Origin of the sequence: Methyloferula stellata AR4 (assembly GCF_000385335.1) — a bacterium.
Classification (GTDB): domain Bacteria; phylum Pseudomonadota; class Alphaproteobacteria; order Rhizobiales; family Beijerinckiaceae; genus Methyloferula; species Methyloferula stellata.
Map to the genome: position 1 here is coordinate 1,042,074 of NZ_ARWA01000001.1, position 19,486 is coordinate 1,061,559.

Sequence of the window (19,486 nt, forward strand, 5' to 3'; positions counted from 1 at the left end):
GTTTGGCTTGACTCTTGCTCGGGGTCGGGCAGGCTAAAGGCGCGATGGGGCTGCTGGAAGAAGCGGCCCCATGTCAGCGACCCACTCGACAGAATTGTTGACCGGAATCGCCTCGCTTTTAGCCCAAGCTGAGCGGTAATCTGCGCTTTTTCGCGCTCTTGAGCTGGAAAGCGCGGTCTGCTATCGGGAAGTGGGTTTCGCAATTAGAAATATTAGAAATAGAGGAGAGAAAGAAATGCAGCTGGCTGCGGCCTATGCCGAAAAGAGCGTCGATGAAATCAAGGCAGCGCTCGCTGGCGCGACCTTGCGGGTCTATTCCTGCCCTCAGCCCAAAACCCCGGATCATCCGATCATCCGGAATGGTTTTCTGGCCGAATTCACGCTCTCATCCCCGGCCTTCAATGGCGACGAGATCCTTGCCGAGCCGGTTCCGGCGAAGAACGTTGGCACGCCTCTGTTCTCACGCGCGACGACCCCTGATGGCGCAGTGATCGGCGATTTCAGCGCCGGCCCTGGCGATTCCGACATCAAGCTGAAGGAAGTGTCCTGCTCCAAGGACGCGATCGTGACGCTCACCCAGCTTCAGATCCGTCCCGGCGTCGACAACGGCAAGCAGCCGCTCTCGCCGCGCGACAAGATGGTTGAGCAGTTCAACATCAGCCAGCTCTCGCACGAGAACACCTATCACTGGAACCACGACTTCGAAGCCCGTAAGACGAAGTAAGGTTTCCGTCTCCGGCTACGAGCTGGATGCCAATTAAAAAGCCCGGTCCAAAAGGCCGGGCTTTTTGGTTTTCTCTGCGGGCCGGAAACGACCGCTCCGCAGGCTTTGCGGGCTGGTTCTGCTACTTGACCGAGCCGATTTTGATCGGCGCCGTCAGGTCGGCATATTCGACCTTGAGACCGGCCTTGATGACCGCCGCTTCATCGGGATACCAGGTCGATTCATGGTCCAGCATGTCGTATTTGTTCAGAACCTGAACATATTTCGACTTATAATCCACTTCGCAGCGCAGACCCTTGCCGGGATTGTCGGTCGGCCGCATCTTGCTTTCCCAATCGATGAACCAGCCTACGGGTTGGTCGCTCATGGCTTTATCCCCTCGAACAATAGCTTCTTGTCGGCCCGGTTTTAAGCCAGCGGAGGCGTCGCGTCTAGCCTCGCGCCTGGGCCTGAAGGCCGCTTTGGGCGGGTTTGAAAGTCCAGTCTCGCGAAGACCTTAAGACGGCCGTGGATAGATGCGATAACAGCTTGGAAAAACTGGATCAAAGGGTGCAATCGGGTTGGTTTTGGCTTATATTGTGAAGAGAAATTGACGCGCGATTTTACCCCTCGCTTCGAACCCAAGAAAGCCCCCAAACCTATGGGCGAACCAGCCCCCATCAACCCTGCGTCCATGCCCCCGGATGCCGATGCCTATTATGGTGCGGATTCCATCAAGGTCCTGCGCGGGCTCGATGCGGTGCGCAAGCGCCCGGGCATGTATATCGGCGATACGGATGATGGCTCGGGCCTCCATCACATGGTCTACGAGGTCGTCGATAATGCGATCGACGAGGCTCTCGCCGGCCATGCGACACGCGTCACCGTGACGCTCAATTCCGACGGTTCTGTCACGGTCACCGACGATGGGCGCGGCATCCCGACCGATATCCATAGCGAGGAAGGGGTTTCGGCCGCCGAAGTCATCATGACCCAGCTTCATGCCGGCGGAAAATTCGACCAGAATTCCTACAAGGTGTCGGGGGGACTGCACGGCGTCGGCGTTTCCGTCGTCAATGCGCTCTCGACCTGGCTGAAGCTCAGGATCTGGCGCGACGGCAAGGAACATGCGGTCGCTTTCGCGCATGGCGATGTCGTGGCGCCTCTCGCCGTAACGGGGCCGGCGCCGGTCGAGAACGGCCGCGTCAAGCGCGGGACCGAGGTCACCTTTCTGGCGTCCCCCGAAACCTTCACCATGCTCGATTACGACTATGCGACGATCGAGCACCGGCTGCGCGAATTGGCCTTCCTGAATTCCGGCGTCCGCATCGAACTCACCGATGCGCGCGGCGCGGAGGTGAAGACCGAAGAGCTTTATTACGAAGGCGGCCTTGAGGCTTTCGTGCGTTATCTCGACCGTGCCAAGGCGCCGTTGATCCAAAAGCCGATCATGATCCGCGGCGAGCGCGACATGATCACCGTCGAGGTCGCGCTCTGGTGGAACGATTCCTACCACGAGCATGTGCTCGCATTTACGAATAACATCCCGCAACGCGACGGCGGCACGCATCTCGCCGGGTTTCGCGGCGCCTTGACGCGCCAAGTGACGGGCTACGCCGAGCGCTCCGGCATGACCAAGCGCGAAAAAGTGGATCTGACCGGCGACGATTGCCGTGAGGGTCTCACCTGCGTGCTGTCGGTCAAAGTGCCGGACCCGAAATTCTCGTCGCAGACGAAGGACAAGCTCGTCTCATCCGAAGTGCGGCCGGTTGTCGAGAGCCTCGTCAATGAAATGCTCGGACAATGGTTCGAGGAGCACCCGCAGGACGCCAAGACGGTCGTCGGCAAAGTCATCGAGGCGGGCCAAGCCCGCGAAGCAGCCCGCAAGGCGCGCGAACTGACGCGCCGCAAAGGCGCGCTCGATATAGCCAATCTGCCGGGCAAGCTTGCCGATTGCCAGGAACGCGATCCGGCCAAGGCCGAACTCTTTCTCGTCGAGGGCGATTCCGCCGGCGGCTCGGCCAAGCAGGGCCGCAATCGTGAATATCAGGCGGTTCTGCCGCTGCGCGGCAAGATCCTCAATGTGGAACGTGCGCGCTTCGATAAAATGCTCTCCTCTCAGGAGATCGGCACGCTGATCACGGCGCTCGGCACGGGCGTCGGGCGCGACGATTTCAACGTCTCGAAGCTGCGCTATCACAAGATCATCATCATGACGGATGCCGATGTCGACGGCTCGCATATCCGTACGCTTCTCTTGACCTTCTTCTTCCGGCAGATGCGGGAATTGATCGAGCGCGGCCATCTCTATATCGCGCAGCCGCCGCTCTATAAGGTCAAGCGGGGCTCTTCCGAACAATATTTGAAGGACGAAGCGGCCCGCGAAGATTATCTCATCAACAATGGGCTCGATTCCGCCGTGCTGCGGCTCGCGGCAGGCCAGAACTCAGGAAGAGGCGAGGAACGCGCCGGCGCGGATCTCCGCGCCATGATCGAAGAGGCGCGCCTGGTGCGTAAGATCCTTGCGAGCCTTCATTCGCGCTACGATCGCGGAATCGTCGAGCAGGCGGCCATCGCCGGAGCGCTGCGTCCGATTGGCGCGCAAGATGAGGCCGAGTCTGCCGCTTTGGCGCAAGTCATCGCCGCGCGCCTCGACCGTCGTGCCGAGGAGACCGAGCGCGGCTGGGAGGGCCATGTCGATAATGGCGGCTATGTCTTCACCCGTGAAGTGCGCGGCGTGCGGCAGGTAGCGACCCTCGACGCCGGTCTGTTGGCCTCCGCCGAGGCGCGGCGTCTGCACGAACATGCCTCTCCTTTGCGCGAGGTCTTCGCGGAGCCTGCGACTTTCGTGCGCAAAAACGACGAACGCCAAGTGGCTGGACCAGACGATCTTCTCGAAGCCGTCATGGCGGCCGGACAGAAGGGCATTTCGCAGATGCAGCGCTATAAAGGCCTCGGCGAAATGAACCCCGAACAGCTCTGGGAGACGACGCTCGATCGCGATGCGCGCTCGCTGCTGCAAGTGAAGATCAAGGAAGGTGACGAGGCCGACGATGTCTTCGTCAAGCTGATGGGCGATGTCGTCGAGCCGCGGCGTGAATTCATCCAGGAAAATGCGCTGAGCGTCGCCAATCTCGACGTCTAGGATTCATCTGCTTCATGAAAACGTTGCTTTTGCGCCACAAGCGGCGGGATTCCACCGGCTGCTGTCGAAAAGGCCGCAGCCGCGCACCATAATCTTCGCAAGGTTTATGGCGCTTGCCTCAGTGTGAACTCTTTCGAAAAGGAGGTTCGGAAGGCTGCGTTTGGGGCTTTCGGAGGTGATTTTCCCTGTATGGCGGCGTATCGTGCAAGTCCTGCCTCCCTTCGTCCCACGGCGGCCCGGCGGTCCCGCGCGCGAGGCTTGGCAGCCCCCTTCACAAGCCCTTGTTTTCGGGTGAGAAAGTCATTTCGATGCTCCAGGCCATGGCGATTGCCGTTTGACTCGTCTATCCTGCAAGTTGCAATCTGAGGCGGTCGTTTTGGTCTTCGTGCGGCATGGACGAGATTGAATCGGGGTCGCCTTTCGGTTTCTTCTTTTCGCGTGATCTCACTTGCGAAAAGTCGCGCAGGCTTTTCTAAAAGATCAGGCTCGGGCATCGCGGTTTCGTCGAGGCCTAATCATCGGTCGGCGGGCAAAGAATGGCCCCGCACAAGAGACCTTGTCACGTGGAGCGTCACGCATGAGAAACACGCAGCTACACAAGGTTGAGCCAGGCGAAGGAGAACATCAGACCTTCGACATCGGCTCAATGCTCGTAGAGCGTGAGGCTGAACGCTATAGCCTGCACACGCAGCATCTGAACGAAATGATGGTGCGCGTTCTGCAAACCATCGGCTTCGATGTCGGCTTCAAAAGCGGCCGCGGTCAATATCTCTGGGATCGCAAGGGCGACCGCTATCTCGACCTGCTGAGTGGCTGGGGCGTTTTCGGCTTGGGCCGCAATCATCCGACGGTGCGGGATGCTTTGAAAACCGTGCTCGACGCGGATCTGCCGGGCCTGGTGCAGATGGATCTGCCGCTGCTGGCCGGTCTTCTCGCCGAACGCCTGCTGCGCTACGTGCCTTATCTCGACAAGGTGTTCTTCGCCAATTCCGGTTCGGAGGCAGTCGAATCGGCGATCAAATTCGCCCGCCGCGCGACCGGCCGCTCAGGCATCGTCTACTGCGACCATGCCTTCCATGGTCTCTCCTACGGCGCCTTGGCTCTGAACGGTGACAATACGTTTCGCGAGGGCTTCGGGCCCTTGCTGCCCGACTGCCACGAGATCCCGTTCAACGATCTCGCAGCTCTGGAAAAGGCGCTGCGCACTCGCCAGATCGCGGGTTTCATCGTCGAGCCCATCCAGGGCAAGGGCGTGAATATGCCGGACGACCTCTATTTGCGCGGCGCCCAGGCGCTATGCCGCAAATACGGCACGCTCTTCATCGCCGACGAGATTCAGACCGGCATGGGCCGCACCGGGCGGTTCCTCGCCGTCGAACATTGGAATGTCGAGCCCGACATGGTGCTCCTCGCCAAGACGCTCTCCGGCGGGCACGTGCCGGTCGGCGCGGTACTGACGCGCAAGGCAGTCTTCGACAAGGTCTTCACCCGAATGGACAAGGCCGTGGTGCATGGCTCGACTTTCGCCAAGAACGATCTCGCCATGGCGGCGGGTCTGGCGACGCTCGAAGTCATCGAGCAGGAACGCCTCATCCAAAACGCGGCGAAGACCGGGGCGCGGCTTCTCGCCGCCTTCGAGGCCATGGTGCCGCGCTACGAGCTTTTGAAGGCCGTCCGCGGCAAAGGGCTCATGATCGGCATCGAATTCGGGCCGCCGAAGAGCTTGAAGTTGAAAGCCTCGTGGACCTTGCTCGAGGCGGCCAATGCCGGCCTCTTCTGCCAGCTCATCACCGTGCCTTTGTTCAAGGATCACAAAATCCTGGCGCAGGTCGCGGGGCATGGCATCCATACGATCAAGCTTCTGCCGGCCATGATCCTGACCGACACGGATTGCGATTGGATCGAGCAATCGTTCGAGCAGGTGATCGCCGACAGCCATAAGGTGCCGGGCGCCGTCTGGTCGCTTGGCAAGACTCTGGCCGAGAACGCGATCAAGTCCCGCGCGGCGAAGTAGGACCGGCTCGTCCTATTTCGCCGGAACCGGGCAGCACAAGTCGCCCTCTTCGCATTTGAGGTAATATTTGAGCACCTCGACGCGTTTGCTCGTCACGCCTTCTTTGCACTCCGACATAATCATCGGATAGACCGTGCCTTGCGCAACGCCGGAGGCGGCGAATGTGCATTCGGCGTCCCGGAAGGCGAGCCAGGCCTTCTCTGCCCCGACCAGAAGTTTGAGCGTGTCCGCATCGCCCTTCAGGCGCTCGCTGATCTGTTTGTAAAGGCTGTTCAGCTCGGCATCCGCTTTCATGTAAGATTCATTGGCGCAAATATTCATCGTCGTCTGGTCGCGCTGGCCATTTGGACTGCAGTCCGTCGCCTGAGCGGGTCCGAGAGGGAGGGCCGTGAGAAATCCTATGAATGCAAATGAAAGGCGCATGACGATTTTCCTTTGAAATGGAGGCTCAACCGGGATCGCTTTGGCCCGAGTTCAGCCGGTTTCAGTCATGAGTGGCAAGAGCCTGCGGAAAGGTTCACGCTCGGTTCTAGCCTGAGGCCTGAACGACGGCCGCTTGTGTCGCCTCCCACATTGCGCTATATGCAGCGCTCCGCCGCCAATGTAGATTTAATGTCGCGCCAAATGCCTGTTTCCAATGGGCTTTGCGACAGGGTCAGAAGGTCAGTTCTATGAAAGCCGATATCCATCCGCAATATCACCTGATCAAAGTCGTGATGACGGACGGGACCGAATTCATGACCCGCTCGACCTATGGCAGCGAGGGCGACACGCTGAACCTCGACATCGATCCCAAGACCCATCCGGCCTGGACCGGCGGCTCGCAGCAATTGCTCGACCGCGGCGGCCGCCTGTCGCGCTTCAACTCGCGCTTCGGCAACATGGCCTTCGGGAAGAAGTAAGCGCGGCGCGGCGAGCGAACCTTCTCCCTGTGGGAGAAGGTGCCGCCGGAGGCAGCGGATGAGGGGTTACAATTTCTGAACTGAGGACCGAAACCCCTCGCCCGGTCAGCTCCGCTGACCGCCCTCTCCCACAGGGAGAGGGTGTGCACGACGCCGCTTAACGCCTCATCTCAATTGAATCTAAAATCCCCGCTCGGCCAAAAGCCGCGCAATCGCTTCGCGCAGCTCGGCGATGCCTTCGCCGGTCTGCGACGATGTGAAGATCACTTGCGGGAAAGCCGCCGGCCTCTTGCTGATTGCGTCTATCGTGCGTGCCAGGCATTGCGCGGCATCCGAGGGTTTCACCTCGTCGCGCTTCGTCAAGACGATCTGATAGGACACGGCGGACTTATCGAGGAGATCGAGCATCTCGTCGTCGATCGCCTTCAATCCATGCCGGCCATCGATGAGGACGAAGACCCGCAACAGCGTCGGCCGTCCGCGCAGATAGTTCTGCATGAGCTTCGTCCAGGCCGCAACCTTCTCCTTGCCCGCCGCCGCATAGCCATAGCCTGGCATATCGACAAGCCGCAGTCGCGCCGCCTCCACCGTTCCGCTTAAAGCAAAGAAGTTCAATTCGCGCGTACGGCCCGGCGTATTCGACGTCCGGGCGAGCGCCTTGCGATTGGTGAGTGCGTTCAAAAGCGAGGATTTGCCGACATTGGAGCGGCCGGCAAAGGCGATCTCGGGCGCGCCTTGCGGCGGCAGATTGCCCAAGCTTGGCGCCGCCCATATGAAATCGCATTCGCCGGCAAAAAGCTTGCGGCCGATCTCATGAAAATCGTCTTCGAGCTTTGCTCCGTCCGTTTCCAAGATCATACCTTGCACGGTTCGCCCTTCTCCCGCTTGCGGGAGAAGGTGGGTGGCCCTCGCCTCAGCGAGGGTCGGATGAGGGGACGTCATCAATATGCACCAACCCTCATCCGTCGCCGCTTTGCGTCGACACCTTCTCCCGCAAGCGGGAGAAGGAAGAGTTCTAAGTCACTGCCTTCTTGCGGAACATGCCCGCCAGATTGTCCCATAGTTCCACCTTCACGCCGGCGCGGCGCATGATGAACGTCTGCTGGATGACGGAAAGCGTATTGTTCCAGGTCCAGTAGATGACAAGGCCCGAGGGAAACGTGCCGAGCATGAAGGTGAAGATCACCGGCATCCAGGTGAACATCTGACGTTGGATCGGATCCGGCGGTTCCGGATTCATCTTCATCTGCACGAACATCGACACGCCCATGATCAAGGGCCAGATGCCGATGGCGAGGAAATGCCCGACAAGCGGAAGCGTTGTCGGATCGTAAGGCAGGAGCCCGAAGAGATTGAAGACATTTGTCGGGTCCGGCTGCGACAGATCCTTGATCCAGCCGAAGAAAGGCGCCTGGCGCATTTCGATCGTGATGAACAGAACCTTGTAGAGCGCGAAGAACACCGGGATCTGAATGAGCATCGGCAGACAGCCGGCGACGGGATTGATCTTATCCCGCTTGTAGAGCTCCATCGTCTCTTGCTGCTGCTTTATTTTGTCGTCGGCATAGCGCTCGCGGATCGCCGCCATCTGCGGCTGCAGCGCTTTCATCTTGGCCATCGAGAGATAGCTGCGATTGGCCAGCGGGAAGAAGACGAGCTTGACAAGCACCGTCGTGATGAGGATCGAGACGCCGAAATTGCCGACGTAGCGGTAGATCAGATCGAGCAGGGCGAACATCGGCTTGGTGATGAAATAGAACCATCCCCAATCGATCAGAAGATCGAACTTCTTGATGCCGAGATTGTCTTTGTAATAGTCGAGCGTCTGGGTTTCCTTGGCGCCCGCGAAGACGCGCGTCGCGACGGTGGCCGAAGCACCTGGTGCGATGGTTTGGGCAGGCTCCAGAGTATCGGTCTGATAGCTCTTCTCCACCGTGCCACTTGCCGAGAAGCGACCCTCGAAAGGCTCTGTCTGATCGGGCACGATTACCGCCGCCCAATATTTATCGGTGAAGCCGAGCCAGCCGCCGGTCCCGCTCAAAGACTTTTGCGCACGGGTCTCTTTCTCGATCCCGTCATAGGTCAGTTCCTGCACACCTGAATCGCCGATAATGCCGACCATGCCTTCATGCAGCACGGCATAGCCCGACGTCTTCGGTTTGCCGTGGCGCGACACCAGCGCATAGGGATTGAGCGTCACCGGCTGGGCGCTCTTGTTCTCGACCGTGTCCGTCACCGTGAACATGTAGCGGTCGTCGACCGCTATCGTGCGGTGAAAGACAAGTCCTTGCCCATTGTCATAGGTGAGCGTCAGAGGCTTGGCCTCGGAAAGCACGTCGCCGTCGGCGGTCCAGAGCGTATCGAACTTCGGAAGCGGCTGACTTCCGCCGACAAATCCAAGCTCCGCATAAAAGGGAGACGGTCCGCCGGACGGCGACAGCAAGATGATGTTCGGACTATTGGGATTGGTCGTCTCGCGATAGGCCTTCAGCGAAACGTCGTCGATCCGTGCGCCCTTGAGCGCGATCGAGCCGAAAAGGCTTTTCGAGTCGAGCTTAACCCTGGGACTTGCGGCAAGCGCCTCGGCACGGCTCAACTGAACGCCAACGGCGGGCGCGCTCGGCGTCACCCCGCCTTGCGGCGGCGCCGTCGGGCTTGGAGCAGGTATGGCGTCCGGCGAACCTGGCGCCGGCGGGGTAGCGGGCTTCGCGAGTTCCGCCTGCGTCTGACGGGTCTTTTCGAATTGCGGCTGGGCGAAGAAATATTGCCATCCGACGATCACGAGAATCGACAAGGCGATCGCCAGAAAGAAATTCCGATTATCCTGCGTCATGACGTTTGCGTCTGGTCCTTAAGGATGATTTTTACGGAAATAGCGATCAGGCCGTTTTACGCATGATCTTGGCCGAAAAGTCGAGCCGCCTTTTCGAGATCGAGCTTCTTTCTAGGAACGTCCCGGAGAGGCTTTGCGGCGTGCCGGCTTGCCCGTCGAAGGCCGCTGCCGTGCCAGCCGCTGGATCTTGCGAATGGCATTCGCAAGATCGGCCTGCAAAGCTTGAAAATCCGTCGTGAGAGCTTCGGCTTTAGCCACGATGACATAATCACGGCCGGGGCAGGCCGAAAGGTCCGGGGAGAGCCGCAAAGCTTCCTTTAAGCGGCGTTTGATCCGGTTTCGCTGGACGGCGCCCCCGATACGCTTTGTCACAGTGATCCCGAACCGCGCCGGTGCCGCGATTTGAGCGGGCTCAGCCGCCTCGGTCAGCGCTGTGGCCTGAAGAGTGAAAGCCCGGGCGTGAAACCGTTCGCCCTTGGCCGCCCGCAAAAAATCCGCCCGCCGCTTCAGCCGTGGCGCAGGCAGGGGCTTTTGAGGAATTTGGCGGTCGATGGCTTCGGGAAGCTCCCGCATCTTCCGGTCAGGCCCTTAGCGAAAAGAGAAAGCCATGCGGGGCGGCTGAAACGCGATTGGCTTTAAGCGGAAAGACGCTTGCGGCCCCGCGTACGCCTTGCCGCGATAATCTTGCGGCCACCGACCGTCGCCATGCGGGCCCGAAAACCGTGCCGGCGCTTGCGAACGAGCTTGCTCGGCTGGTAAGTACGTTTCACCTTATTGCTCCATGTCGAAAACCCCGTCCGGCGTTTTCGCGCATGCGGCGGGTTTGGTCTTGCTTTAAGCCAGCCCGGTAAACCGGGGTCAAGCTGAAATAAGCGGGCTCGAAACCGGCTGCCTTATGCGGCAATATAGGCTGCAAGTCAACGAAGCCTTGCCTGACACGAACCCGAGGCAATTTGGATTTTTTGAACGATATTCCAAGTTGAAACAAAAACTTAATGCGCCGTCTCAATCGTATTCGAAGCGATGATGCGTAGCGGTATTGAACAAAGCCGGGGGCTGGCCGCCAAAACCGGGCTATTCCATAAAGATAGAAAAGTTGTTAGCTCTTTGACTTGCAACAACGATTGCCGATAAAAAACGGCGCTTTTCAGCCGAAGCTAGCAAATTAGATATCCATTTTAGACCGCCCTTTGACCGGTTATTTGCTGCACGAGACTTCGGCCGGCATGAGAGGCGTGACATAAAAGCTTGAATTCGAGGAGCTATCTATAAACGAGAGTGTGCTCACCTCCATGACCAATTCGCCTTCGGCGAAGGTCGACTCCGTTGCGCCTGCCGGGGCGGACGGCGAGGCGAACACCTGTGCCTTCCCGCAGGCGAGTTGGACCGAGGCCGATCGTCTTGCCGCGCTCGACCGCTACAGGATTCTCGATACGCCGCCGGAACGGGCCTTCGACGACATCGTCTGGCTCGCCGCGCAAATCTGCAAGACGCCGATGGCGAGCTTCAGTCTGGTTGCGCAGGACCGGCAATGGTTCAAGGCCGAGGTCGGAAACGTCTTTCATGAGGCGCCGCTGGAAGGGTCGATCTGCCTGACCGCCATTCAGCAGCAGAGCCTCTTCGTGGTGGAGGATCTTTCCAAAGACGAACGCTTCGCCAATCATCCCTACGTCATCGGCGAGCCGCATTTGCGGTTTTACGCCGGTCTGCCTTTGATCGCCGAAAACAGCTATCCGATCGGCACGCTTTGCGTCCTCGATCATAAGCCGCGCAGCCTGTCGCCGGACGAAGCCTCGGCCCTCGAAGCGCTGGGGCGGCAGATCATGAACCAGCTCGAATTGCGCCGGGCGCTGGTCTGGCAGGAAAGCGACGTCGCGCAATTGCGCCGCACGGAAGAATTTCTGCGCAAGACGGAAGAATTCCGCCGCGAACTCAATGAAACTTTGGAACAGCAGATCGCAGAACGCACGCGCGAACGCGATCGCATGTGGTTTTTGAGCCAGGACCTGCTGCTCGTCGCCCGTTTCGACGGGACCATCGTCGCAGCCAACCCGGCTTGGCACAAAACGCTCGGCTGGCGCGAAGAAGATCTTCTCGAAAGATCGGTTTTCGATTTCATCCACGCGGAGGACCGCACCGTCGCGCAGGAAGAGCACAATCAGATCCTGCAAGGCCTGTCCGGCACGCGCGTCGCGCTCCGCCATCGTCATGCCAATGGCACGCACCGGCTTTTGTCATGGACGAATATCGCGGATGACGGGTTCATCCATGCCATCGGGCGCGACATCACGCCCGAGCATGAAACCGCCCAGGCCTTGCAGCGCGCCGAAGAAGCCTTGCGCCAATCGCAGAAAATGGAAGCCATCGGCCAATTGACCGGCGGCATCGCGCATGACTTCAACAATATCCTGACCGGCATTGTGGGTTCGCTCGAATTGATGCAAAGGCGCATCGCCGCGGGCCGGACGGGCGAAATCGGCCGCTATGTGAACGCGGCCATCACCTCGGCCAATCGCGCCGCGGCGCTGACGCATAGGCTTCTTGCTTTTGCGCGGCGGCAATCGCTCGATCCCAAACCGATCGACGTCAATCACCTTGTCGTCTCGATGGAGGATCTGCTCCGCCGCACGCTCGGTGAGAATATCGCGATTTCGACCGCGCTCGAACCGGCGCTCTGGCCCGCCTTCTCGGACGCCAATCAGCTCGAAAGCGCGCTTTTGAATCTCGTCATCAATTCGCGCGATGCGATGCCGGACGGCGGCAAGCTCACGATCAGCACCCGCAATGCCGAGCTGATCGGTTCGGGCACAAGCGACGATGACGGCTTTTCGCCTGGCGATTACGTCGAGATTTCGATCGCCGATACGGGCACCGGCATGGCGCCGGAAGTGCTCGAAAAAGTCTTCGATCCCTTCTTCACGACGAAGCCGATCGGGCAGGGCACCGGCCTCGGCCTTTCAATGATCTATGGCTTCGTTCGTCAATCGAATGGCCATATCAGCGTCGACAGCACGGTCGGGCAAGGCACCATGATCACGCTTTACCTGCCGCGCCATCACGAGGCCGAAGACGAGGTCAGCAGCAGCGCCGCGCCGAGCGAAGCGCCGCGCGCGCAGACGGGCGAGACCGTGCTCGTGATCGAAGACGAAGATGCCGTGCGCATGCTCGTCATCGAGGTCTTGGAGGAGCTCGGCTATACCGTCATCGAAGCCATCGACTCGAAAACCGCTCTGCCGATTTTCGCGGGCGATCAGCGGATCGATCTGCTCGTCACCGATGTCGGATTGCCGGGCCTCAACGGCCGTCAGCTCGCCGAAATCGCGCGCGAGCAGAGGCCTGGCTTGAGAGTGCTCTTCATGACCGGCTACACACAGGCAGCCGCCATGCGGGGCGGCTTCCTCGAAACCGGCATGGAAATGATCACGAAGCCATTCACAGTCGATGCGCTTGCGACCCGCGTCCGCGAAATGCTCTGCCGCGACGTGGCGACGGGCGGCACGGCCTCTTAAGGCCTTACTTGATTACCGCAGTTTAAAACCCTCGATCCTTCGAGACGCGAGCTTCGCTCGCTCCTCAGGGGATGAGGGATCGGCGGGTAAGGCTGGACCCTAAGTCCGCGCTCTGGCATTGTGTTTTAAAGCGACGCCTCAAAGGCCGGCGTGACTTAACGCTGGTCCGAGATGGCCGAGGCCTGCGAGATCTGACGGCGCGGCGGCAACGGCACATTCGCCGATTGTGCGTCCGTTGGCGCAGCCTCTGCCGGCGTCGTCGAGGCGGTCGGTTGCGGATCTGAAGATTTCCACCACATGACGCGGCTCAACACGGAATCGCCGCCCGATTTTTCCGCGGGCGCCGCGGCATAGCTCGCAACCGACTGCGGCTTCGCCGGCGCGGCCAGGAGCTGAGTTTGGGCCTGTTTGGTGGCATCGGCTTTCGCCTGTGCGATCTGGACGGCCGGCGGCACCGGCTTCTTCTTGCCGCCTTTGCCCTCGTCGAGCGCTATATCGACGGGCCCTTGCGCCAAGGCCTCCGGACGGCTGACTTCGGGAAGACTGGCATTGGCGAAAGACGGATGCTGGCCGCCATCCGCATAGACGGTGCGAATCGGCTTGACGCCCTGGCTGATGAGTTCGGCGACGCGGGCGCCGTCCTCGGTTTCCTTGGCCTCGACCTGTGCCTGAACGGCGTCATCATGTTTCAGCGCCGGGCAGGCCTCGGTCGGTTCCATTCTTCCGTTGCCGACTGGCGTTTCGTTGAAGACGTAATGCTTGTCGCACACGCCGACATTGACCTCGGCCTCGGTCACCTCGAAATTATCCGAGCCTTCCTTCAACTGCTTCCAGAACGCGATATTCGGATCGGCCCGGTACTTGGCCATGTTCTCCGCGTTCATGTGGAAGGGGTAGGATTGCATCTGGATCTCGCGCTGGCCGCCATTGAAGGCATCGCGCGCGAGCGCATAGATCTCGGCGATCTGCTGGTCCGTCATCGAGAAGCACCCCGCCGACGAACAGACGCCATGCACCATGATCGAACCGCCGCTGTGACCCAAGGCCCGGTCATAGGCGTTTGGATAGCCGACGTTGAACGAAAGATAATAGGCGGAATTCGGGTTCATCTGACCCGGCGTGATCGAATAGAATCCTTCCGGAACCTGACGGTCGCCCTCGCGCACCTTCGGCCCGAGCTGACCCGACCAGCGGCACATCGGGAAGGTCTTCAGATGGGTATAATGCCCATCGGCCTTCATCTTCCAGATTTCGAGTTCGGCTTCTTTTTTATAGGTGCGAATCAGAACCGGGGCATTCTGCGAGGTGCCTTTGTTGCGCATCAGCGCCAAGGTCTCGGGCGGCACCGGATAATAGGCCCGCATCGCGGAGCCCGTCATCGAATCCTCGCAGCCGGCAAGCAGCGACGCGGCGCCAATGGCCAACGCGAGGCCGCCCAAACGCGCGAGGAAAGCTCTTTTAAACCGCATCAGCCTCGTCTCGGTGTTGCCGGCCCAAACCGGCGGCGATCCGGATGAATGAGATTGAATATAAGCGTTATCCTTATAGCAAGGTTACTGCAAGGCTGCGGCATTGCTTGCTATGGTTCACAAAGCCTTATGCTTCCAAGCTTAGCCTTATATTTTTCGGCCTAGATTCAAGAACTTATCGGTTCGAGCCACACGGATGGCTTCGCTCGTCATGGAGTCGAACGGCGTCAGCGCCGCCGCGATCGCTTCGCCCGTCCAGGCAATGGCGGCCTCGGCATCGCGGTGGGCGCCGCCGAGCGGTTCCTGGATGATCCCATCGATGATCCCGAATTTGAGCAAATCTTGGGCTGTGATTTTCATCGTGGTCGCAGCGTCCTGTGCGCGACCCGCGTCGCGCCAGAGAATCGTCGCCGAGGCTTCCGGCGAAGCCACAGTATAGATTGCGTTTTCGAGCATCAGCACGCGGTTGCAGGCGGCGATTGCGATCGCGCCGCCAGAGCCGCCTTCGCCAATAATCACCGCCACATTCGGGACGCCGAGAGAGAGCGTCACATCCGTCGATCGCGCGATGGCCTCGGCCTGGCCGCGGGCTTCGGCTTCGACACCCGGAAAGGCGCCCGCCGTGTCGACGAGCGACAGAACCGGCAGGCCGAACCGGTCGGCGAGCTCCATCAGGCGCGCCGCCTTGCGATAGCCTTCGGGCCTTGCCATGCCGAAATTATGCACAAGCCGGCTCTCCGTATCGGAGCCTTTTTCCTGGCCGATCACGCAGATGGAACGGCCCCGGAACCGGCCGAAGCCGCCGACGATCGCGGCATCCTCGCCGAACGCCCTGTCGCCTGCGAGCGGGGTGAAATCGGTGATGAGGGCTGAGACATAATCGCTGAAATGCGGCCGTTGCGGATGCCGTGCGACCTGGGTTTTCTGCCAGGGCGTGAGGTTCGCGTAGAGTTCGGAGAGCGCCTTGACCGTCTTGAGTTCAAGGCGCGTCAATTCTTCGCCGATTGCTGCGACGTCACCGCGGGTGGCGAGTTCGCGCAATTCTTCGACCTTGGCCTCCAGTTCCGCGACGGGTTTTTCGAAATCGAGATAACTGCGCATGCGCCTCAAGGGCCAAGGGCCAATTTAGAGCGGCGGACCCTCGCCATTTTACTGCACCAAGTCAAGAAAAGCGGCAAAAGCAGCGCGGGAAAGGTAAATGGCACGCCAAGCCGGGCGCGTCACTGGGTTGTGAACCCTGACGCTGTACCAAATATACGGGCCTGAGCGAACAAGCTGAAAAGGACAGGATTTCGAGCATGTGGCCATGGTTAGACCGGACGGGACGTTTTTCGGCGCTGCGCGCCCTGACATTCGCTCTCGTCATCGCGCCGGCCGTCTGGCTCGGAACCGAGGCGGTCATGGACTGGTTCGGTCCGCGGCCCGTCACCGAGGCCATTCACCAATCCGGGCTTTGGGCCATTCGCCTGCTCGCATTGTCCTTGGCGATCACGCCTTTGCGCGCCGCGACCCGCGCTTCAAAACTGATCGGTGTGCGGCGCATGATCGGCGTGGCGTCTTTTGCCTATGCCGCTTTGCATCTTTCGCTCTATGTCCTCGATCAGCATTTCGCGCTTTTGCATGTTGCCTCCGAGATCGCGCTGCGGATCTATCTGACGATCGGCTTTGCGACCCTCGTCATTCTCTCCGCGCTGGCCGCGACCTCGACCGACGGCATGATCAAGCGGCTCGGCGCTCAGAGATGGACGCGCCTGCATAAATGGGTCTATGCGGCGGCGGCGCTCGGCACGATCCATTTCTTCATGCAGTCGAAGCTCGATGTGAGCGAACCCATCATGATGGGCGGCATATTCGCGCTTCTTCTGGCCGATCGCGCGCTCATGCGCTTTGTCAGAGACCCGGCGCCTTGGGCGCTTGCTGCTCTGGCCATAGGCATCAGCCTGGCGACGGCGCTTTTCGAGGCAGGCTGGTATTCGCTCGCGAAGGGCGCGCCCTTCCTGTTCGTGCTCGACGCCAATCTCGACTTTTCATTCGCGATTCGGCCAGCATGGTTCGTTCTCGCGGCCGGCATGACGCTGGTGGCAGCCCGCATCTTGCGGGTTTGGATCGGCGGCACGGCGGCCTCGCGCGACCGCCAGCCTCCGGCGCAGACGCGGCAGGCCGCCGAGGCCGTCTGATGCGCTAGCTCTGCGTTTGCGTCTTCTGCGGCCCCGGCAAATTGCCGTGTCTGGCGAGGTGGCGCGCAACCCGTTCCGCAGCCGAAGGATCGGCGAAATTGCCGCCTTCCATCGCGTTGAAATCCCGCGAGGCCGAGAAAAACTTGAAACCGTCCTGCCCGTGTTCTCTGGCGACGATTCCAACGGTATGGCCTGAAACTTCGATCACATAGGCGTCGGGCATGATTTGCTCCCCTCAACTTTTTTAGTCTAGTAATTTTATAGACTATAAGTCAAGCGATGCTAAGACTTTGATACGACGTTATTTTGACACGCAATCTGATGCCAAAAGTCCGCAGCTTCATGGGATTGTGCTCTCTCAGTCGAACAGGCTGGAGACGCTTTCTTCCTTGGCGGTGCGGGCGATGGCCTCGCCGATCAGCGGCGCGATCGAGATCACCCTTATATTATTGGCGACGCGCACGGCTTCGGTCGCCTGAATCGTGTCGGTCAGCACCATTTCCTTGAGACAGGAGGCGGAGATGCGGGCGACCGCGCCGCCCGACAAGACACCGTGCGTGATATAGGCGTAGACTTCGAGTGCGCCCTCACGCAGCAGGGCTTCCGCCGCATTGCAGAGCGTGCCGCCTGAATCGACGATATCGTCGATCAGAATGCAGGTCCGGCCGGCGACGTCGCCGATGATGTGCATCACTTCCGATTCGCCGGCGCGTTCGCGGCGCTTGTCGACGATCGCCAAGGGCGCATCGATGCGTTTGGCGAGCGCGCGGGCGCGCACCACGCCGCCGACGTCGGGCGAGACGACCATGAGATTTTCGAGCGGCAATCTCTGCTTGATGTCGTGCACCATGACGGGGGCGGCGAAAAGATTATCTGTCGGGATATCGAAAAAGCCCTGGATCTGGCCGGCATGCAGGTCGACCGTCAGAACCCGGTCGGCGCCGGCCCTTGTGATGAGATTGGCGACGAGTTTCGCCGAAATCGGCGTGCGCGGCCCGGCTTTGCGATCCTGCCTCGCATAGCCGAAATAGGGCATGACGGCGGTGATGCGCCGCGCCGAGGCACGCCGCAAGGCATCCGTCATGATCAGGACTTCCATCAGATGATCATTGGCCGGAAACGACGTCGATTGAACGATGAACGCGTCCTGGCCGCGGACATTTTCAAGAATCTCGACGAAGATCTCCATGTCCGCGAAGCGGCGCACCTGACATTTCGTGAGAGGTACGCCGAGGTAGGCGGCAATGGCCTCGGTCAAAGCACGATTTGAATTACCCGCCAGGATCTTCATCGTGCTTGTCCATCAGGGTATTCGCCACCCGTGCTTGCCGGCCCGGAAAACGGATCCGAGTTCGCTGCCTCTTAGCAGCGACAGGCAGGCTGAACAATAAGGCGGCTGACGCCCGGATGCGCTCCAAGGCCGCAGTCCACTTCTTATTTTACGCGCGCCCATGTTTCGGAGCCGCAAGCGCCGCCGCCCGGAGAGCAGCCTTGGATCTGTAAGGCCTGCTCGCCTTGCTGGGAAATTTTCGCCGAATAGGTCTGGCCGTCTTCGGCATTATAGGTCCAACCCGACCAAACGTTCTCGCCGGCTTTCTGCATATTGATCAGGACTTCGATGCCCATCACCGACCGGCTGCGCTTGCTCGGGTCGGGATTGTGGTCGTCCTTGCCGGCCGGCGTCGAAGTGCTCGCGATAAAGCCGCAAAGCGCCGCACCGCAATGTTTGATGCGGACCGTGGCTGTGCCATCGGCCACGCGCCAGTCGCCCACAGGATCGGCCAAGGCAGCAGAGGCTGCGAATATCGTAGCGGTCGAAGCGAGAACGATCAGGGTCGGCATAAATTTCATGATTAATCCTCTTCCGAATCCATCTTTGTGGGGGTCATAGAGCATGATCGCCGTCTCGAAAAGGCTTCGCCCTCGCCATCATGCGTCAAACCTGGACACATACGCGAGATTGCCCATCGTTTTTGGCGCGATGCGGCGATTTTGTCTCTCGGCCATGTAGGATTTGCGTTTCACCTGCGTAATCAATGAAGTCTTTTGGTCAACGCAGCGCTGCGGCGGCGCCGGGGGCGGGCTCTTGTGGTACCGAAGCGGCCATGGCCGGCGGCGTACCCGGGACGCTTGTGGTGCCGTCCTCCGAGGCCTTGGCCACGAATGCCTTGGCGGAGGGCGACGACGCGGCGGCGATCGCTTCCGGCATATTCGACAGAACCGCGGCGAGATCGCCGGCGCTTTTCGCGGCGATCTGCGTCAGCGCGGCGTCGTCGACCGCCTCCAGGCTCCCCGACGCGCCTTTGACGAAGACCAGATCGTCGATTCTTTGCGTCCGCCGCTTTTTGGCATCATAGACGTCCCAGATGAGCGCGAATGTCGCTCCGCCCTCGGCGGGCGATGCGCTCAAATAGCCGCGCACGAGATAATTGGCGGCTTTCGCGTCCGTCAGATTGATGTCCCGCTCCCGTGCCGCTTGTGTGAAAATGGCCGAGAGGTGCCCAGACACCGGTGCCGAGACCCCTTGAATATCGGCTATGGCAACGCTTGCTCCGTGCGGGCTCACGCCCTCGCGCTGGACCATATTGGTCCGCTGCGGCAGTTGCGGCTGGGGTTCGCGCTGGGCTGTCGTCTCGACGCAGCCCGCAGCGAGCGCCGTCAGGCCGCAGATGATCAGAAGTTTCGCGGCGCGGGCCGGCATTGATATTTTGCTAACCATCACCTCTAGAGCTAA

General features: G+C 60.3%; 18 protein-coding genes. 6 read left to right on the top strand and 12 right to left on the bottom strand.

Features of this window, described 5'->3' with window-relative positions; translation table 11 throughout:
* The first annotated feature begins 235 nt into the window (after nucleotides 1–235).
* Nucleotides 236–724, top strand: a complete 489-nt coding sequence (locus tag A3OQ_RS0105160) for a hypothetical protein (RefSeq protein WP_020174300.1) — start codon at nucleotides 236–238, stop codon at nucleotides 722–724.
* Nucleotides 725–845: 121 nt separating this feature from the next.
* On the opposite strand, the gene A3OQ_RS0105165 is transcribed toward A3OQ_RS0105160, so the two are convergent.
* Nucleotides 846–1,091: a hypothetical protein gene (locus tag A3OQ_RS0105165; RefSeq protein ID WP_020174301.1), complete on the bottom strand. Its 246-nt coding sequence runs from the start codon at nucleotides 1,089–1,091 to the stop codon at nucleotides 846–848.
* Nucleotides 1,092–1,364: 273 nt separating this feature from the next.
* On the opposite strand from A3OQ_RS0105165, the gene gyrB reads away from it, so the two are divergent.
* Both gyrB and A3OQ_RS0105180 read left to right on the top strand, forming a co-directional pair.
* Nucleotides 1,365–3,848, top strand: a complete 2,484-nt coding sequence (gene gyrB / locus A3OQ_RS0105170) for a DNA topoisomerase (ATP-hydrolyzing) subunit B (RefSeq protein WP_020174302.1) — start codon at nucleotides 1,365–1,367, stop codon at nucleotides 3,846–3,848.
* A gap of 646 nt (nucleotides 3,849–4,494) precedes the next feature.
* Nucleotides 4,495–5,862, top strand: a complete 1,368-nt coding sequence (locus tag A3OQ_RS0105180; protein ID WP_026595516.1) for an aspartate aminotransferase family protein — start codon at nucleotides 4,495–4,497, stop codon at nucleotides 5,860–5,862.
* Nucleotides 5,863–5,874: 12 nt separating this feature from the next.
* Here the strand turns inward: A3OQ_RS0105180 and A3OQ_RS0105185 are convergent, their stop codons facing one another.
* On the bottom strand, nucleotides 5,875–6,285 hold the full coding sequence (locus A3OQ_RS0105185) for a lysozyme inhibitor LprI family protein (RefSeq protein WP_020174304.1): 411 nt from the start codon (nucleotides 6,283–6,285) through the stop codon (nucleotides 5,875–5,877).
* 248 nt (nucleotides 6,286–6,533) lie between these two features.
* On the opposite strand from A3OQ_RS0105185, the gene rpmE reads away from it, so the two are divergent.
* On the top strand, nucleotides 6,534–6,764 hold the full coding sequence (gene rpmE, locus A3OQ_RS0105190; RefSeq protein WP_020174305.1) for a 50S ribosomal protein L31: 231 nt from the start codon (nucleotides 6,534–6,536) through the stop codon (nucleotides 6,762–6,764).
* A 180-nt stretch (nucleotides 6,765–6,944) separates the two neighbouring features.
* On the opposite strand, the gene yihA is transcribed toward rpmE, so the two are convergent.
* The 4 genes from yihA to rpmH all read right to left on the bottom strand — a co-directional run bounded on the left by yihA (nucleotide 6,945) and on the right by rpmH (nucleotide 10,367).
* Nucleotides 6,945–7,622 (bottom strand): ribosome biogenesis GTP-binding protein YihA/YsxC, encoded by a 678-nt coding sequence (gene yihA, locus A3OQ_RS0105195; RefSeq protein ID WP_020174306.1) that lies wholly within the window; start codon nucleotides 7,620–7,622, stop codon nucleotides 6,945–6,947.
* 157 nt (nucleotides 7,623–7,779) lie between these two features.
* Nucleotides 7,780–9,597, bottom strand: coding sequence for a membrane protein insertase YidC (gene yidC / locus A3OQ_RS0105200; protein ID WP_020174307.1), 1,818 nt, complete (start codon nucleotides 9,595–9,597; stop codon nucleotides 7,780–7,782).
* 111 nt (nucleotides 9,598–9,708) lie between these two features.
* Entirely contained in the window at nucleotides 9,709–10,170 is a 462-nt protein-coding gene (rnpA, locus tag A3OQ_RS21355) for a ribonuclease P protein component (RefSeq protein ID WP_020174308.1), read from the bottom strand.
* 62 nt (nucleotides 10,171–10,232) lie between these two features.
* A complete protein-coding gene (gene rpmH / locus A3OQ_RS23950) occupies nucleotides 10,233–10,367 on the bottom strand; it encodes a 50S ribosomal protein L34 (RefSeq protein WP_083931494.1) in 135 nt (44 codons plus the stop codon).
* 522 nt (nucleotides 10,368–10,889) lie between these two features.
* On the opposite strand from rpmH, the gene A3OQ_RS21360 reads away from it, so the two are divergent.
* Nucleotides 10,890–13,106, top strand: a complete 2,217-nt coding sequence (locus tag A3OQ_RS21360) for an ATP-binding protein (RefSeq protein WP_051116017.1) — start codon at nucleotides 10,890–10,892, stop codon at nucleotides 13,104–13,106.
* Between the two features lie 155 nt (nucleotides 13,107–13,261).
* Here the strand turns inward: A3OQ_RS21360 and A3OQ_RS0105215 are convergent, their stop codons facing one another.
* Both A3OQ_RS0105215 and A3OQ_RS0105220 read right to left on the bottom strand, forming a co-directional pair.
* On the bottom strand, nucleotides 13,262–14,575 hold the full coding sequence (locus tag A3OQ_RS0105215) for a L,D-transpeptidase family protein (RefSeq protein ID WP_020174309.1): 1,314 nt from the start codon (nucleotides 14,573–14,575) through the stop codon (nucleotides 13,262–13,264).
* A gap of 147 nt (nucleotides 14,576–14,722) precedes the next feature.
* Nucleotides 14,723–15,676 (bottom strand): acetyl-CoA carboxylase carboxyltransferase subunit alpha, encoded by a 954-nt coding sequence (locus A3OQ_RS0105220; protein WP_020174310.1) that lies wholly within the window; start codon nucleotides 15,674–15,676, stop codon nucleotides 14,723–14,725.
* Between the two features lie 197 nt (nucleotides 15,677–15,873).
* Between A3OQ_RS0105220 and A3OQ_RS21365 the strand changes: the two genes are divergently transcribed.
* Nucleotides 15,874–16,752, top strand: a complete 879-nt coding sequence (locus A3OQ_RS21365; RefSeq protein ID WP_020174311.1) for a protein-methionine-sulfoxide reductase heme-binding subunit MsrQ — start codon at nucleotides 15,874–15,876, stop codon at nucleotides 16,750–16,752.
* Between the two features lie 4 nt (nucleotides 16,753–16,756).
* Here the strand turns inward: A3OQ_RS21365 and A3OQ_RS0105230 are convergent, their stop codons facing one another.
* The 4 genes from A3OQ_RS0105230 to A3OQ_RS21370 form a co-directional block, all read right to left on the bottom strand.
* Complete coding sequence (locus tag A3OQ_RS0105230) at nucleotides 16,757–16,975, bottom strand: hypothetical protein (RefSeq protein ID WP_020174312.1); 219 nt, start codon at nucleotides 16,973–16,975, stop codon at nucleotides 16,757–16,759.
* Nucleotides 16,976–17,110: 135 nt separating this feature from the next.
* On the bottom strand, nucleotides 17,111–18,043 hold the full coding sequence (locus tag A3OQ_RS0105235; protein WP_020174313.1) for a ribose-phosphate pyrophosphokinase: 933 nt from the start codon (nucleotides 18,041–18,043) through the stop codon (nucleotides 17,111–17,113).
* 143 nt (nucleotides 18,044–18,186) lie between these two features.
* Complete coding sequence (locus tag A3OQ_RS0105240) at nucleotides 18,187–18,603, bottom strand: DUF2147 domain-containing protein (protein WP_020174314.1); 417 nt, start codon at nucleotides 18,601–18,603, stop codon at nucleotides 18,187–18,189.
* Nucleotides 18,604–18,802: 199 nt separating this feature from the next.
* Nucleotides 18,803–19,453, bottom strand: coding sequence for a hypothetical protein (locus A3OQ_RS21370; protein ID WP_020174315.1), 651 nt, complete (start codon nucleotides 19,451–19,453; stop codon nucleotides 18,803–18,805).
* Between the last annotated feature and the right edge of the window lie 33 nt (nucleotides 19,454–19,486).

Excerpts from the sequence above, each read along its gene's own strand:
- A3OQ_RS0105160 (WP_020174300.1), top strand. The coding sequence starts at position 236 with ATGCAGCTGGCTGCGGCCTATGCCGAAAAGAGCGTCGATGAAATCAAG.
- A3OQ_RS0105165 (WP_020174301.1), bottom strand. The coding sequence starts at position 1,091 with ATGAGCGACCAACCCGTAGGCTGGTTCATCGATTGGGAAAGCAAGATG.
- gyrB (WP_020174302.1), top strand. The coding sequence starts at position 1,365 with ATGGGCGAACCAGCCCCCATCAACCCTGCGTCCATGCCCCCGGATGCC.
- A3OQ_RS0105180 (WP_026595516.1), top strand. The coding sequence starts at position 4,495 with ATGCTCGTAGAGCGTGAGGCTGAACGCTATAGCCTGCACACGCAGCAT.
- A3OQ_RS0105185 (WP_020174304.1), bottom strand. The coding sequence starts at position 6,285 with ATGCGCCTTTCATTTGCATTCATAGGATTTCTCACGGCCCTCCCTCTC.
- rpmE (WP_020174305.1), top strand. The coding sequence starts at position 6,534 with ATGAAAGCCGATATCCATCCGCAATATCACCTGATCAAAGTCGTGATG.
- yihA (WP_020174306.1), bottom strand. The coding sequence starts at position 7,622 with ATGATCTTGGAAACGGACGGAGCAAAGCTCGAAGACGATTTTCATGAG.
- yidC (WP_020174307.1), bottom strand. The coding sequence starts at position 9,597 with ATGACGCAGGATAATCGGAATTTCTTTCTGGCGATCGCCTTGTCGATT.
- rnpA (WP_020174308.1), bottom strand. The coding sequence starts at position 10,170 with ATGCGGGAGCTTCCCGAAGCCATCGACCGCCAAATTCCTCAAAAGCCC.
- A3OQ_RS21360 (WP_051116017.1), top strand. The coding sequence starts at position 10,890 with ATGACCAATTCGCCTTCGGCGAAGGTCGACTCCGTTGCGCCTGCCGGG.
- A3OQ_RS0105215 (WP_020174309.1), bottom strand. The coding sequence starts at position 14,575 with ATGCGGTTTAAAAGAGCTTTCCTCGCGCGTTTGGGCGGCCTCGCGTTG.
- A3OQ_RS0105220 (WP_020174310.1), bottom strand. The coding sequence starts at position 15,676 with ATGCGCAGTTATCTCGATTTCGAAAAACCCGTCGCGGAACTGGAGGCC.
- A3OQ_RS21365 (WP_020174311.1), top strand. The coding sequence starts at position 15,874 with ATGTGGCCATGGTTAGACCGGACGGGACGTTTTTCGGCGCTGCGCGCC.
- A3OQ_RS0105230 (WP_020174312.1), bottom strand. The coding sequence starts at position 16,975 with ATGCCCGACGCCTATGTGATCGAAGTTTCAGGCCATACCGTTGGAATC.
- A3OQ_RS0105235 (WP_020174313.1), bottom strand. The coding sequence starts at position 18,043 with ATGAAGATCCTGGCGGGTAATTCAAATCGTGCTTTGACCGAGGCCATT.
- A3OQ_RS0105240 (WP_020174314.1), bottom strand. The coding sequence starts at position 18,603 with ATGAAATTTATGCCGACCCTGATCGTTCTCGCTTCGACCGCTACGATA.
- A3OQ_RS21370 (WP_020174315.1), bottom strand. The coding sequence starts at position 19,453 with ATGCCGGCCCGCGCCGCGAAACTTCTGATCATCTGCGGCCTGACGGCG.